We start from the raw sequence: 12,740 nt of genomic DNA on the forward strand, positions 1-12,740 counted from the left end.
ACTAACCTTGCGCCATGACAACGGCATTGATTACGGGATCGACGGCGGGCATCGGCGCCGCGTTCGCCCGGAAGCTGGCGGCCGACGGGCACGACCTGGTGCTCGTCGCCCGCGACACCGAGCGGCTGCGCGAACAGGCGACCGAACTGCACGACCGGCACGGCATCGAGGCCGAGGTGCTGGCGGCCGACCTGGCGACGGACGACGGCATCGAGGCGGTGGCCGCCCGGCTCGGCGACCGCAAGAACCCCGTCGACCTGCTGGTCAACAACGCCGGTTTCGGTAACAAGGGCCTCTACCTGGAGGTGCCCCTCGCCGACGAGCTGCGGATGCTCAAGGTGCACTGCGAGGCGGTGCTGCGGCTGACCTCGGCGGCGGCCGGGGCGATGCGGGAGCGGGGGCGCGGCGGGATCGTGAACGTGGCCTCGGTCGCCGCGTTCGTACCGCGCGGCTCGTACGGCGCCTCCAAGGCGTGGGTGGTGCAGTTCACCCAGGGCGCGGCACGGGACCTGGCGGGCAGCGGCGTACGGCTGATGGCGCTGGCCCCCGGCTTCGTCCGTACCGAGTTCCACCAGCGGGCGGGCATGGGCACGGACGGCATCCCGAACTGGATGTGGCTGGACGCCGACAAGCTGGTCGCCGCGGCCCTCACCGACCTGGCCCGCGGCAAGACCCTCTCCATCCCCGACCCCCGGTACAAGGCCCTGATGGGCGCGGCCAAGCTGGTCCCCCGGGGACTGCTGGGCGGGATCAGCTCCCGGACCGGCCGCAAGTACGGCCCGCGGTAGCCCGTGGACGCGGAGAGGCCCGGCGCCCCCGAGGGGTGCCGGGCCTTTCCGGAAGGGGTGGGGCTCAGTGGGCGTGGCCGTGGCCGTGGCCCGCGGCGGCCGGCTCTTCCTCTTCCTTCTTCTCGACGACCAGGGTCTCGGTCGTCAGCAGGAGGGAGGCGATGGAGGCGGCGTTCTCCAGGGCGGAGCGGGTGACCTTCACCGGGTCGATGACTCCGGCCTTGACCAGGTCGCCGTACTCGCCGGTGGCGGCGTTGTAGCCGCTGCCCTTCTCCAGCTCCTTGACCTTGGAGACGATGACGTAGCCCTCCAGGCCCGCGTTCTCCGCGATCCAGCGCAGCGGCTCGACCACGGCGTTGCGGACGACGGAGACGCCGGTGGCCTCGTCGCCGGTCTTGTCGAGGTTGCCCTCCAGGACCTTGGAGGCGTGCACCAGGGCGGAACCGCCACCGGAGACGATGCCCTCCTCGACCGCGGCGCGGGTCGCGGAGATGGCGTCCTCCAGACGGTGCTTGCGCTCCTTCAGCTCCACCTCGGTGGCGGCGCCGACCTTGATCACGCACACGCCGCCGGCCAGCTTGGCGAGGCGCTCCTGGAGCTTCTCGCGGTCCCAGTCGGAGTCCGTGGTCTCGATCTCGGCCTTGATCTGGTTGACGCGGCCCTCGACGTCGGCCTTGTCACCGGCGCCGTCGACGATGGTGGTGTCGTCCTTGGTGACGGTGACGCGGCGGGCGGAGCCGAGCACGTCCAGGCCGACCTGGTCGAGCTTGAGGCCGACCTCCTCGGAGATGACCGTGGCGCCGGTGAGGACCGCCATGTCCTGGAGCATGGCCTTGCGGCGGTCGCCGAAGCCGGGGGCCTTCACCGCGACGGCGTTGAAGGTGCCGCGGATCTTGTTCACGACCAGGGTGGAGAGCGCCTCGCCCTCGACGTCCTCGGCGATGATCAGCAGCGGCTTGGAGGAGTTGGCCTGGATGACCTTCTCCAGCAGCGGCAGCAGGTCGGCGATGGAGGAGATCTTGCCCTGGTTGATGAGGATGTACGGGTCCTCCAGGACGGCCTCCATGCGCTCCTGGTCCGTCACGAAGTACGGCGACAGGTAGCCCTTGTCGAAGGCCATGCCCTCGGTGAAGTCCAGCTCCAGGCCGAAGGTGTTGGACTCCTCGACGGTGATCACACCGTCCTTGCCGACCTTGTCCATCGCCTCGGCGATCAGCTCGCCGACCTGCTGGTCCTGGGCGGACAGCGCGGCCACGGCGGCGATGTCGGACTTCTCGTCGATCGGCCGGGCGGTGGCGAGGAGGTCCTCGGAGACGGCGGCGACGGCCGCGTCGATGCCCTTCTTCAGGGCGGCCGGGGAGGCGCCCGCGGCGACGTTGCGCAGACCCTCGCGGACCAGCGCCTGGGCCAGCACGGTGGCGGTGGTCGTACCGTCACCCGCGATGTCGTTGGTCTTGGTCGCCACCTCCTTCACGAGCTGGGCGCCGAGGTTCTCGTACGGGTCCTCGATCTCGACCTCGCGGGCGATCGTGACACCGTCGTTGGTGATGGTCGGGGCGCCGAACTTCTTGTCGATGACGACGTTGCGGCCCTTGGGGCCGATCGTCACCTTCACCGTGTCGGCGAGCTTGTTGACGCCGCGCTCGAGGGCGCGACGGGCGTCCTCGTCGAACTTCAGGATCTTCGCCATGGGAGCGTGAGCCCTCTTCCGGAATCTGGGTTAACGACGCTGCGCCCCGGGCGCCCGGCTTCTCAAGTGACGCGGGGGGCCAGGGGCGCAGCAGCAAAGCATTGAAGCGAAGTGCTTCGGTGAATTACTTCTCGACGATCGCGAGGACGTCGCGGGCCGAGAGGACGAGGTACTCCTCGTTGTTGTACTTCACCTCGGTGCCGCCGTACTTGCTGTAGAGGACGACGTCGCCGACCTTGACGTCGAGCGGAAGGCGGTTGCCGTCCTCGAAGCGGCCCGGGCCCACGGCCAGGACGACGCCCTCCTGGGGCTTCTCCTTGGCAGTGTCCGGAATGACCAGGCCAGAGGCCGTGGTCTGCTCGGCGTCCAGCGGCTGGACCACGATGCGGTCCTCGAGCGGCTTGATGGCAACCTTGGAGCTGGCGGTCGTCACGATCCGACCTCCCCCTTCGGAGATCTCACGGGGTTAACTGTCTGAGGTGGCGACCAGGTCGATCCGTCGTCGCGGGTGCCGGACCTGCCCGTCGCTGTGTTGGCACTCTCCTGGGGGGAGTGCCAGACCTGAGACTATGACCGGGGTTAGCACTCGGTCAAGCGGAGTGCCAATTGCCTGCGGCGCGTCGGGGGGGATCGGCCTGCGGCCTCGTCCTCGAACGCCGGACGGGCTGGAGGGCGGGCGTGCGGGTCGCCGTCCGGCTTCCTCGCGATCGAAAAGATCTACAGGTAGTCGTCCAGGCTTGCCACCCTCAGGTTGTGGCGGGCGAGGTGGGCCAGGAGGGCCTCTGTGCGGGGGGCCAGGGGTGGGTACGGCAAGGTGATGATGTCGCCGGGGTGGAGGCGGGGCTCGCCGCGGGTGTAGGTGAGGGTGCCCGTGGGGGTCACCGCGGCGCGCCAGTGGACGACGGCGGTGATGCCGCAGTCGGCGGCCGCGCGCAGCGTGGTGGTGTCGTACCTGCCGTAGGGCGGGCGGAAGAGGCGGGGGCGGACGCCGAAGCGGGAGGTGAGCTTGTGCTGCTGGCCGCAGATCTCGGCGCGCTGCCCGGCGTACGGCAGGCCGCGCAGGGCGGGGTGGTCGAGGGTGTGGTTCTGCAGGCTCGCGCCGACCGAGCGGAGCCCGGCGAGGCGGCCGTAGGCCGGGCCGGCCACGGTGTCGGTGAGGAACAGGGTGACCGGCAGTTGGCGGGCGCGGACCAGGTCGACCAGGGCGGGGTCGCGTTCGGCGCCGTCGTCGTAGGTGAGGAAGACGACCCGGTCGCGGGTGCGGACGTGGTCCACGACGGGCGGCAGGTCCCGGGCCCGGGGCGGCTTCGCGCCGGCGTACGCGCCGGTGCCGGTGGTGAGCGGGGCGCAGCCCGTCAGGAGGGCCGCCGCGAGGACGGCGGCCCCGGCGAGCCGGGCGCGGCTCACAGGTAGTCCTCCAGGCGGGCCACCGCGTACCCCTCGGCGGTGACCTTGTCGAGGAAGCGGCGGGCCATGTCGGCCATGGTGCCGCCCCAGTCGCCCCGGCCCCGGAAGTGGGTGAGCACGATGTCGCCGCGGTGCAGTTCGCGGTCCCACTCGCGGTAGTCCCAGTGGTCGGCGAAGACCTCCTCGTTCCAGAGGGGTACGTGGGTGATGCCGCAGCTCTTGGCGGCGAGGAGGGTGTTCTCGTCGTAGTTGCCGTAGGGCGGGCGGAAGACGGTGGGGCGCTTGCCGAAGTGCCGGCGGATCACCTTCTGCATGCCGCAGATCTCGCGCTTCTGCCGGGCGTAGGAGAGGTCCGGCAGGTACGGGTGGTGCAGGGTGTGGTTGTTGAGGGTGACGCCCCGGTCCTGCATCCGCTTGAAGTAGCCGTAGTCCTCCTTGGCCAGGTAGTCGCTGAGGAAGGCGGTGTACGGGACCTTGAGGTCGGTCATCATCCGCAGGAACGCGCGGTCCTTCTCGGCGCCGTCGTCGATGGTGAGGAAGACGACCTTGCGTTGGGTGGGCACGGTCGTGAAGACCGGCGGCAGCCCGCGTTCGGCGTGGTCGTCGACCTCGAAGCCGTCGCGGGTGGTGATCTGCGGCTTCTTCGCGGGCGGCGGCGGGGCGGGGAGCGGGACGCGCTTGAGGCCCCAGCGGTTCGCGGCGGCGACCCGGGCGGCGTGCGCCGCGCGCAGCCCGGTGGCGTACGCGTCGAGCGCGCGGGCCGGGGGCGCCTGGAGGGGCTGCTGGCCGGCGGCGGACCGCACCTCGCCGGCGCCCTGCGCACAGCCCGGGACCAGGGCGGCGACGGCGAGCGCGGCGAGGCAGCCCCGGAGCCGAGCCGCCCGGAACACCCGAGATTTATCGTTTTGTACGACTGCTCGCATGGTGCCGGATCCTCGCAGTCGGCCGCGCCGGAGCCCGGCCGACACCGCGGCCGGCGGCGCACGGTCCACCGACTGGCCCACAATGACCCGGTGAACGACCTCGACGCCCTCCTCACCCCCGAAGGCCGCGCCCTCCTCGACGAGGTCCGCGACACCGACCCCGCACGCGAACTCGCCGTCGCCACGAAGCTGCGGCGCGCGCACCCGGCCGGCCTGGTGTCGGCGGCGCTGGGGCAGGCGAGGCTGCGGCAGCGGGCGGTGGCGAAGTTCGGGGCCGAGGACGCGGGGCGGATGTTCTTCACCCCGAACGGGGTCGAGCAGTCGACCCGGGCGAGCGTGGCCGCGTACCGCGCCCGGCGGTTCGGCGAGCTGGGCGTGGCCTCCGTGGCCGACCTGTGCTGCGGGATCGGCGGGGACGCGATCGCGCTGGCCCGCGCGGGCATCCGGGTGCTCGCCGTGGACCGGGACCCGGCGGCGGTCGCGGCGGCCCGCGCCAACGCGGAGGCCCTGGGGCTGGCCGGACTGATCGAGGTGCGCGAGGCGGATGTGACGGAGGTGGACACCGGTGCCTACGACGCGGTCTTCGTCGACCCGGCCCGGCGAGGGGGCCGGGGCCGGATCTTCGACCCCGAGGCGTACGCGCCGCCGCTGTCCTGGGCGGTCGGCGCGGCCCGTACGGCGTCCGTCGCCGCCGCGCTGAAGGTCGCGCCCGGCATCCCGCACGAGGCCGTGCCGGAGGAGGCCGAGGCCGAGTGGATCTCCGACGGCGGGGACGTGAAGGAGGCGGTGCTGTGGTTCGGCACCGATCCGGGCGCCGTGCGGGCCACGCTGCTGCCGGGGCCGCGCACCCTGCGCTCCCGGCGCCTGCCCGACCCGCCGGTCCGCCCGCCCGGCCGGTACCTGTACGAGCCCGACGGCGCGGTCGTGCGGGCCCATCTGGTCGCCGAGGTCGCCGAGGCGGTCGGCGGCGGGCTGCTCGACGCGACGATCGCCTACGTCACCGCGGACGCCCCGCACCCGACGCCGTACGCCACCGCGTACGAGATCACCGACGTCCTGCCGTTCAACGTCAAGAAGCTGAAGGCACTCCTGCGCGAGCGGGGCGTCGGCACGCTCACCGTGAAGAAGCGCGGCTCGGCGGTGGAACCGGAGGAGCTGCGCCGCAAGGTGAAGCCGCAGGGACCGCACGCCGCCACCGTGTTCCTGACCCGGGTGGCGGGGGCGCCGTCGATGCTGATCGGGGGGCCGGTGCGCTGACGGCGCTCCTCGGCGCGGCGGGCGGGCGGCCGGTGCCCGTCCGTGCTCAGCGCAGCGACTCCCACAGCTCCCCCGCCTCCGGCTGCCGCGCCACCACCCGGTTGGCGTCGCTCGGGGCCGGGTCCACCGGCATGGTGAGGGTGCGGACGTCGTCCGCCGCGAGGCCGCGGAGGCTGCGGCCGAGGCCGATCAGGTCGCTCAGGGAGTCCAGTCCGGTGTCGGTGGTGAGGCCGCCGGTGACCGCGTCGGCGACCCGGTACAGCTCGGCGGGGTCGGTGAGCAGGTCGGTCCTGGAGATCTGGGTGAGCAGGGCCTTGACCAGTTGCTGCTGGAGGCCGATGCGGGCCAGGTCGCTGCCGCCGGCGATGCCGTAGCGGGTGCGGGCGAGTCCGAGGGCCTGCTCGCCGTCGAGGTGGTGGGTGCCCGCGTCGAGGTGGAGGTGGCTCTTGTCGTCGTCGATGTCCTCCTCGACGGTGACGGTGACGCCGCCGAGTTCGTCGACCAGCTTGGCGAAGCCGGAGAAGTCGATCTCGATGTAGTGGTCCATGCGGACGCCGGTGAGCGCCTCGGCCGTCTTCACCGCGCACACCGGACCGCCCACGGCGTAGGCGGAGTTGAACATCACCTGGTGCGCCTCGGCGGTCGATCCCCCGTCCGGCCGCGGGCAGGCCGGGCGGGTGACGAGCGTGTCGCGGGGGATGCTGACCACGGTGGCGGCACTCCGGCCGGCGTCGAGGTGGACGACCATCGCGGTGTCGGAGCGGGCGCCCTCGCTGTCGCCGCCGCCCAGCTTGCTGTTCTCCGCGCCGCTGCGCGAGTCGGAGCCGAGCACCAGGATGTTCAGCGCCCCGGTGGGCACCTCGGAGGCCGAGGCGGAGGGTGCCGGGGCGGTCGGGCGGGCCGGGCGGTCGTCGCCCAGCGCGCTGTTGATGTCGACGCTGGTGATGTTGTCGTTGAGGTGCCAGTAGACCCAGCCGGCCGCCGCGATACCGAGCACCAGCGCGCCCGCCAGCGTCAGTCCGGCAGCCTTCAGCACCCTCGACCGGCCGCCCATGTGCCCGCCCCCGTCCCGGTGTTCGCGTCCATGACCCACTGCCCCGCCACGAGGAACGTAAGTCCGAATTGTTGCGAGGGGCGACGGACGACCGGTATTTCTGCGGGAATTCTCAGACTCTCAGGCTCGCCTCAGCATCGTCTCGGGCAAACGGTCGAAACTTTCGACACCCGAGCCGACCGGCTTCGCTACAGCACCGGGGGCGCCGCCGTGCTGCTGCGCACCACCAGGCTCGTCGCCAGCTCGACCCGGGTGGCCGCCGCGGAGCCCTCGTCGCGCCCGAGGTCCAGCACCAGGCGGGCGGCGGCCTCGGCCATCTCGGTCAGCGGCTGCCGTACGGTCGTCAGCGGCGGCCCCACCCAGCGGGCCACCGGCAGGTCGTCGAAGCCGACCACGCTGAGGTCCTCCGGCACCCGCAGCCCCAGTTCGCGGGCGGCCTCGTACAGGCCGAGCGCCTGGAGGTCGTTGCCGGCGAAGATCGCGGTGGGGCGGTCGGGGCGGCGCAGCAGTTCCAGGCCCTGGCGGTAGCCGGTCTCGTGGTGGAAGTCGCCGGTGCGCACCAGGCCCGGGTCGGCGGGCAGCCCGGCGGTCTCCAGGGCCGCCCGGTAGCCGTCGACACGGGCGCGGCTGCACATCATCCGGGTGGGCCCGCTGATCGCCCCGATCCGGGTGTGGCCGAGTTCGATCAGGTGCCGGGTGGCGGCCAGCCCGCCCTGCCAGTTGGTGGCGCCGATGGACGGCACGTCACCGCCCGGGTCGCCGGCCGGGTCCATCACCACGAACGGGATGGACCGGCTGGTCAGCAGCGCGCGCTGGGACTGGTCCAGCCCCGACAGGACCAGCACCACGCCGTGCGGGCGGCGGGCGGCGACCTGGTCGGCCCAGGTCCGGCCGGGGGTGAGCCGGCCCGCGCTCTCGGAGAGCACCACGCTCAGCCCGGTCTCCCGGGCCACGTTCTCCACGCCCCGGATGACCTCCATCGCCCAGGCGCTCTCCAGCTCGTGGAAGACCAGGTCGATCAGGGGCGAGCGGGTCGCCTCGGCGCGGCGGCGCCGGTAGCCGTGGGCGCGCAGCAGCTCCTCCACCCGGGCCCGGGTGGCCGGGGCCACATCGGCACGGCCGTTGAGCACCTTCGAAACAGTCGGCGCCGAGACACCGGCCTCGCGGGCGATCTCGGCGAGGGTGGCCGTCTGCGCGGACCGCCCTCGCGTCCGGGTTTCAGCGGGCTGGGGGGATGTCATGGCGGCGATCGTATCCCTGCGGGCCCTCTTGACGAAGTCCTCGGCGGGCCATAGGTTCCCGGAACATTCGGATGATTAATCGAAACATTCGAAAGCGGCACGTCCGAGCGACCGTACGCGGCACGTGTCAGCACCGTGTGAGAGGGCCGTCCGTCCACCCGACAGGAGTTCCATGACCACCGCGCCCTGGCGTGACCCCGCCCTGCCCGCCACCGCCCGTGTCGACGACCTCCTGGCGCGGATGACCCTGGAGGAGAAGGCCGCCCAGTTGTACGGCGTGTGGGTGGGCGCGGAGACGGACGGCGACGGCGTCGCCCCCCTCCAGAGCGAGATGAGCGCCGACTACGACTGGGACGAGCTGATCACCCACGGACTGGGCCAGCTCACCCGCCCCTTCGGCACCGCCCCCGTCGACCCGGCCGTCGGCGCCCGGGCGCTGGCCAACGCCCAGCGGCGGATCACCGCGGCCGGGCGCTTCGGCATCCCGGCGCTGGCCCACGAGGAGTGCCTGGCCGGGTTCACCACCTGGCGGGCCACCGCCTACCCGGTGCCGCTGGCCTGGGGCGCCACCTTCGACCCGGGCCTGGTCGAGGAGATGGCCGGGCGGATCGGCCGCGACCTGCGCTCGGTCGGCGTCCACCAGGGCCTCGCGCCCGTCCTGGACGTCGTCCGCGATCCGCGCTGGGGCCGGGTGGAGGAGACCATCGGCGAGGACCCGTACCTGGTCGGCACGGTCGGTGCCGCGTACGTACGGGGCCTGGAGTCGGCCGGGATCGTCGCGACGCTGAAGCACTTCGCCGGGTACGCCTCCTCGGCCGGGGCCCGGAACCTGGCGCCGGTGCGGGCCGGGGTGCGGGAGTTCGCGGACGTGACCCTGCCGCCGTTCGAGCTGGCGCTGCGCGAGGGCGGGGCGCGGTCGGTGATGGCGGCGTACACCGAGACCGACGGCGTCCCGGCCTCCGCGGACCCGGTGCTGCTGTCCGGGCTGCTGCGCGGCGAGTGGGGCTTCGAGGGCACGGTGGTCGCCGACTACTTCGGCATCGGCTTCCTGGAGAGCCTGCACCGCGTCGCCGGCTCCCCCGCCGAGGCGGCGCACCTGGCGCTCACCGCCGGCATCGACGTGGAGCTGCCCACCCTGAAGTGCTACGGCCGTCCGCTGCTGGACGCGGTCCGCGCGGGCCGCGTCCCCGAGGACCTGGTGGACCGGGCGGCCCGCCGGGTCCTGCTGCAGAAGTGCGAGCTGGGCCTGCTGGACGAGGACTGGACCCCCGAGCCGCCCGGCGACCCGGCCGCCGTCGACCTGGACTCCCCCGGCAACCGCGCCCTCGCCCGGCGCCTGGCCGAGGAGTCGGTCGTCCTGCTGGACAACCCGGACGGCCTGCTGCCGCTCGCCCCCGACACCCGGATCGCGGTGGTCGGGCCGCGCGCCGCCGACGCGCTGGCGATGCTCGGCTGCTACTCCTTCCCGTCCCATGTGCTGCCCCGGCACCCCGAGGTGGCCACCGGCATCGACATCCCCACCGTGCTGGACGCGCTGCGCGCCGAACTGCCCGACGCCAAGGTGACGTTCGCCGAGGGCTGCGACACCTCCGGGCCGGACACCTCCGGCTTCGAGGAGGCGGTCGCGCGCTGCGCCGAGGCGGACGTGTGCGTGGCCGTGCTGGGCGACCGGGCGGGCCTGTTCGGCCGGGGCACCTCGGGCGAGGGCTGCGACGCCAGCGACCTGGCCCTCCCCGGCGTGCAGTGCGAGCTGCTGGACGCGCTGGTCGCCACCGGCGTGCCGGTCGTCCTGGTGCTGCTGACCGGACGGCCGTACGCGCTGGGCCGCTGGCACGGCAGGCTGGGCGCCGTCGTCCAGGCGTTCTTCCCCGGGGAGGAGGGCGGCCCGGCGGTCGCGGGGGTGCTCTCCGGCCGCGTCACCCCCTCGGGGCGGCTCCCGGTGAGCGTCCCGAGGCTGCCCGGCGGCCAGCCCTGGACCTACCTCCAGCCGCCCCTGGGCCTGGCGGGCGAGGTCAGCAACCTGGACCCGACCCCGCTGTACCCCTTCGGCCACGGCCGCTCGTACACGACGTTCGCCTGGGAGGACTTCACCGGCGGCCCGGCCGAGGTGCTCGGCACGGACGGCTCGTACGACCTCTCCGTCACCGTGCGCAACACCGGGGACCGGGCGGGCGCCGAGGTGGTCCAGCTCTATCTGCACGACCCGGTGGCGAGCGTGACCCGGCCCGACGTCCGGCTGGTCGGCTACCAGCGGCTGGACCTGGCGCCGGGACAGGCGCGCCGGGTGACGTTCCGCTTCCACGCGGACCTGTCGGCCTTCACCGACCGCTCCGGCCGGCGCGTGGTCGAGCCGGGCGCCCTGGAGCTGCGCCTGGCCGCCTCCAGCGCGGACGTACGCCACACCGCGCACCTCACCCTGACCGGCCCGGAACGCGTCCTGGGCCCGGACCGCGAGCTGCGCTGCGGGACGGAGGTCGCGGAGGTGACGGGCTGACGGGGGCGGCGGACGGGACGGGGGCGGCGGACGGGACGGGGGCGCCGGGGTCGGCGTCCCCGCTCAGTCGTCCACCGTCTCGAACCGCCACCGGTGCACCGCCCGGGTGACCAGCTCCCCGTCGGGTTCGGGGAGTTCGGGCAGGTCGCTGTCGTACTCCGCGTCCCACCAGGTGATCACCAGGACCCGGTCCTGGGGGGCGCGGAGGGTCTCGCGGCGCAGCGGCTCCGCGGGCAGCGCCTGGGCCCGGGCCCAGGCCAGCAGGTCCGCGCCCCGGCCGGGGACGGCGCGGGCCTCCCACATCAGGGCGACGGTCATGAGTACAGGTTCTCCTTGGCGGTCTCGTGCACATGGTCGTGGCCGGGGACGTGCGGGTCGGTCACCGGCAGCGAGGAGTCCGCGGACAGCTCCCAGTCGGAGACGGGCCGGTCGCGGGCGACCATCTCGGCGCCGAGGGCGGCGACCATCGCCCCGTTGTCCGTGCACAGCTTGGGCCGGGGCACCCGCAGCCGGATGCCGGCCGCCTCGCAGCGCTCCTGCGCCAGGGCCCGCAGCCGCGAGTTGGCGGCGACGCCGCCGCCGATCATCAGGTGGTCGACGCCCTGGTCCTTGCAGGCCCGGACCGCCTTGCGGGTCAGCACGTCGACGACGGCCTCCTGGAAGGAGGCGGCCACGTCCCGCACCGGCACCTCCTCGCCCGCCGCCCGCTTGGCCTCGATCCAGCGGGCCACGGCCGTCTTCAGCCCGGAGAAGGAGAAGTCGTACGCGGGGTCGCGGGGCCCGGTCAGGCCGCGCGGGAACGCGATCGCCGCCGGGTCGCCCTCGCGGGCGTACCGGTCGATGACCGGACCGCCGGGGAAGCCCAGGTTCAGCACCCGGGCGATCTTGTCGAACGCCTCGCCGGCCGCGTCGTCGATGGTCGCGCCCATCGGCCGGACGTCGGAGGTGATGTCGGAGGAGAGCAGCAGCGAGGAGTGGCCGCCGGAGACCAGCAGCGCCATCGTCGGCTCGGGCAGCGGCCCGTGCTCCAGTTGGTCCACGCAGATGTGCGAGGCGAGGTGGTTGACGCCGTACAGCGGCTTGCCCAGCGCGTAGGCGTACGCCTTCGCCGCCGAGACGCCGACCAGCAGCGCGCCGGCCAGGCCGGGGCCGGCGGTGACGGCGATGCCGTCGAGGTCGCGGGCGCTCACCCCGGCCTCGGTCAGGGCGCGCTCGATGGTGGGGACCATCGCCTCCAGGTGGGCGCGGCTCGCGACCTCGGGGACGACACCGCCGAAGCGGGCGTGCTCGTCGACGCTGGAGGCGACGGCGTCGGCCAGCAGCGTGGTGCCGCGCACGATGCCGACACCGGTCTCGTCGCAGGAGGTCTCGATCCCCAGGACCAGGGGTTCGTCAGCCATTGTTCTCGGTTCCTTGTACGGAGGTCGAAGGGTCGGTGAGGCGCATCACCAGGGCGTCCACGTTGCCCGGCTGGTAGTAGCCGCGCCGGACGCCGACGGGCCGGAAGCCGAAGCGCTCGTAGAGCTTCTGCGCGCGGACGTTGTCCACCCGGCACTCCAGCAGCACCTCGGCGCACTCGAAGGCGGTGGCCGCGCGGAGCAGCTCGGTCAGCAGCAGCGAGCCGAGGCCGGTGCCCCACTGGTCGCGGGCGACGGCGATGGTCTGCACATCGGCCTGCTCGCTGGAGGAGGCGACCAGCCCGGCGTACCCGACGATCCGGCCGCCGGGCTCCTCGGCGACCACGTACCGGCGGGTCGCCCCCGGTCCCCGGGCGTGGGCCAGCTCGGACCAGAACATGCCCCGGGACCAGGCGTCCTCCGGGAACAGCTCGCGTTCCAGGGTCAGCACCGGGTCGATGTCCCACCAGCGCATCTCGCGCAGCACGG

General features: G+C 73.5%; 12 protein-coding genes. 3 read left to right on the forward strand and 9 right to left on the reverse strand.

The window, feature by feature from the left end:
* Positions 1 to 14: 14 nt before the first annotated feature.
* Complete coding sequence (locus IE316_RS21395) at positions 15 to 788, forward strand: SDR family NAD(P)-dependent oxidoreductase (RefSeq protein WP_190206045.1); 774 nt, start codon at positions 15 to 17, stop codon at positions 786 to 788.
* A 64-nt stretch (positions 789 to 852) separates the two neighbouring features.
* Here IE316_RS21395 and groL read toward each other — a convergent pair whose 3' ends face one another.
* The 4 genes from groL to IE316_RS21415 form a co-directional block, all read right to left on the reverse strand.
* A complete protein-coding gene (groL, locus tag IE316_RS21400; RefSeq protein ID WP_190206046.1) occupies positions 853 to 2,478 on the reverse strand; it encodes a chaperonin GroEL in 1,626 nt (541 codons plus the stop codon).
* A 124-nt stretch (positions 2,479 to 2,602) separates the two neighbouring features.
* Positions 2,603 to 2,911 carry a co-chaperone GroES gene (groES, locus tag IE316_RS21405; RefSeq protein WP_190206047.1) on the reverse strand — a complete coding sequence of 103 codons (309 nt, stop codon included), beginning with the start codon at positions 2,909 to 2,911 and terminating at the stop codon, positions 2,603 to 2,605.
* Positions 2,912 to 3,195: 284 nt separating this feature from the next.
* On the reverse strand, positions 3,196 to 3,885 hold the full coding sequence (locus tag IE316_RS21410; protein ID WP_190206048.1) for a polysaccharide deacetylase family protein: 690 nt from the start codon (positions 3,883 to 3,885) through the stop codon (positions 3,196 to 3,198).
* Positions 3,882 to 4,808: a polysaccharide deacetylase family protein gene (locus IE316_RS21415; protein ID WP_190206049.1), complete on the reverse strand. Its 927-nt coding sequence runs from the start codon at positions 4,806 to 4,808 to the stop codon at positions 3,882 to 3,884. Before IE316_RS21415 ends, IE316_RS21410 begins: the two co-directional genes overlap by 4 nt.
* A 90-nt stretch (positions 4,809 to 4,898) precedes the next feature.
* Here IE316_RS21415 and IE316_RS21420 point away from each other — a divergent pair, with 90 nt between their 5' ends.
* The gene (locus IE316_RS21420) at positions 4,899 to 6,065 is read left to right on the forward strand and encodes a class I SAM-dependent methyltransferase (protein ID WP_434094241.1); all 1,167 of its coding nucleotides are present in this window, start codon (positions 4,899 to 4,901) and stop codon (positions 6,063 to 6,065) included.
* Between the two features lie 46 nt (positions 6,066 to 6,111).
* Here IE316_RS21420 and IE316_RS21425 read toward each other — a convergent pair whose 3' ends face one another.
* Positions 6,112 to 7,119 (reverse strand): LCP family protein, encoded by a 1,008-nt coding sequence (locus tag IE316_RS21425; protein ID WP_190206051.1) that lies wholly within the window; start codon positions 7,117 to 7,119, stop codon positions 6,112 to 6,114.
* Positions 7,120 to 7,307: 188 nt separating this feature from the next.
* Positions 7,308 to 8,360 (reverse strand): LacI family DNA-binding transcriptional regulator, encoded by a 1,053-nt coding sequence (locus IE316_RS21430; protein WP_190206052.1) that lies wholly within the window; start codon positions 8,358 to 8,360, stop codon positions 7,308 to 7,310.
* Positions 8,361 to 8,532: 172 nt separating this feature from the next.
* On the opposite strand from IE316_RS21430, the gene IE316_RS21435 reads away from it, so the two are divergent.
* A complete protein-coding gene (locus tag IE316_RS21435) occupies positions 8,533 to 10,854 on the forward strand; it encodes a beta-xylosidase/alpha-l-arabinosidase (protein ID WP_190206053.1) in 2,322 nt (773 codons plus the stop codon).
* A gap of 63 nt (positions 10,855 to 10,917) precedes the next feature.
* Here the strand turns inward: IE316_RS21435 and IE316_RS21440 are convergent, their stop codons facing one another.
* Genes IE316_RS21440 through rimI form a run of 3 tightly spaced genes read right to left on the reverse strand, consistent with a single transcriptional unit; the run spans position 10,918 to position 12,726 of the window.
* Positions 10,918 to 11,172 (reverse strand): hypothetical protein, encoded by a 255-nt coding sequence (locus IE316_RS21440; RefSeq protein ID WP_190206054.1) that lies wholly within the window; start codon positions 11,170 to 11,172, stop codon positions 10,918 to 10,920.
* Positions 11,169 to 12,254, reverse strand: coding sequence for a tRNA (adenosine(37)-N6)-threonylcarbamoyltransferase complex transferase subunit TsaD (gene tsaD / locus IE316_RS21445; RefSeq protein ID WP_190206055.1), 1,086 nt, complete (start codon positions 12,252 to 12,254; stop codon positions 11,169 to 11,171). Before tsaD ends, IE316_RS21440 begins: the two co-directional genes overlap by 4 nt.
* Positions 12,247 to 12,726, reverse strand: a complete 480-nt coding sequence (gene rimI, locus IE316_RS21450; protein WP_190206181.1) for a ribosomal protein S18-alanine N-acetyltransferase — start codon at positions 12,724 to 12,726, stop codon at positions 12,247 to 12,249. The genes tsaD and rimI overlap by 8 nt, the downstream gene beginning before the upstream one ends.
* Positions 12,727 to 12,740: the final 14 nt, after the last annotated feature.

Origin of the sequence: Streptomyces fumanus (assembly GCF_014655295.1) — a bacterium.
Lineage (GTDB): Bacteria > Actinomycetota > Actinomycetes > Streptomycetales > Streptomycetaceae > Streptomyces > Streptomyces fumanus.

Excerpts from the sequence above, each read along its gene's own strand:
- IE316_RS21440 (WP_190206054.1), bottom strand. The coding sequence starts at position 11,172 with ATGACCGTCGCCCTGATGTGGGAGGCCCGCGCCGTCCCCGGCCGGGGC.
- rimI (WP_190206181.1), bottom strand. The coding sequence starts at position 12,726 with ATGCGCTGGTGGGACATCGACCCGGTGCTGACCCTGGAACGCGAGCTG.
- IE316_RS21395 (WP_190206045.1), top strand. The coding sequence starts at position 15 with ATGACAACGGCATTGATTACGGGATCGACGGCGGGCATCGGCGCCGCG.
- tsaD (WP_190206055.1), bottom strand. The coding sequence starts at position 12,254 with ATGGCTGACGAACCCCTGGTCCTGGGGATCGAGACCTCCTGCGACGAG.
- IE316_RS21435 (WP_190206053.1), top strand. The coding sequence starts at position 8,533 with ATGACCACCGCGCCCTGGCGTGACCCCGCCCTGCCCGCCACCGCCCGT.
- IE316_RS21415 (WP_190206049.1), bottom strand. The coding sequence starts at position 4,808 with ATGCGAGCAGTCGTACAAAACGATAAATCTCGGGTGTTCCGGGCGGCT.
- IE316_RS21425 (WP_190206051.1), bottom strand. The coding sequence starts at position 7,119 with ATGGGCGGCCGGTCGAGGGTGCTGAAGGCTGCCGGACTGACGCTGGCG.
- IE316_RS21430 (WP_190206052.1), bottom strand. The coding sequence starts at position 8,360 with ATGACATCCCCCCAGCCCGCTGAAACCCGGACGCGAGGGCGGTCCGCG.
- groL (WP_190206046.1), bottom strand. The coding sequence starts at position 2,478 with ATGGCGAAGATCCTGAAGTTCGACGAGGACGCCCGTCGCGCCCTCGAG.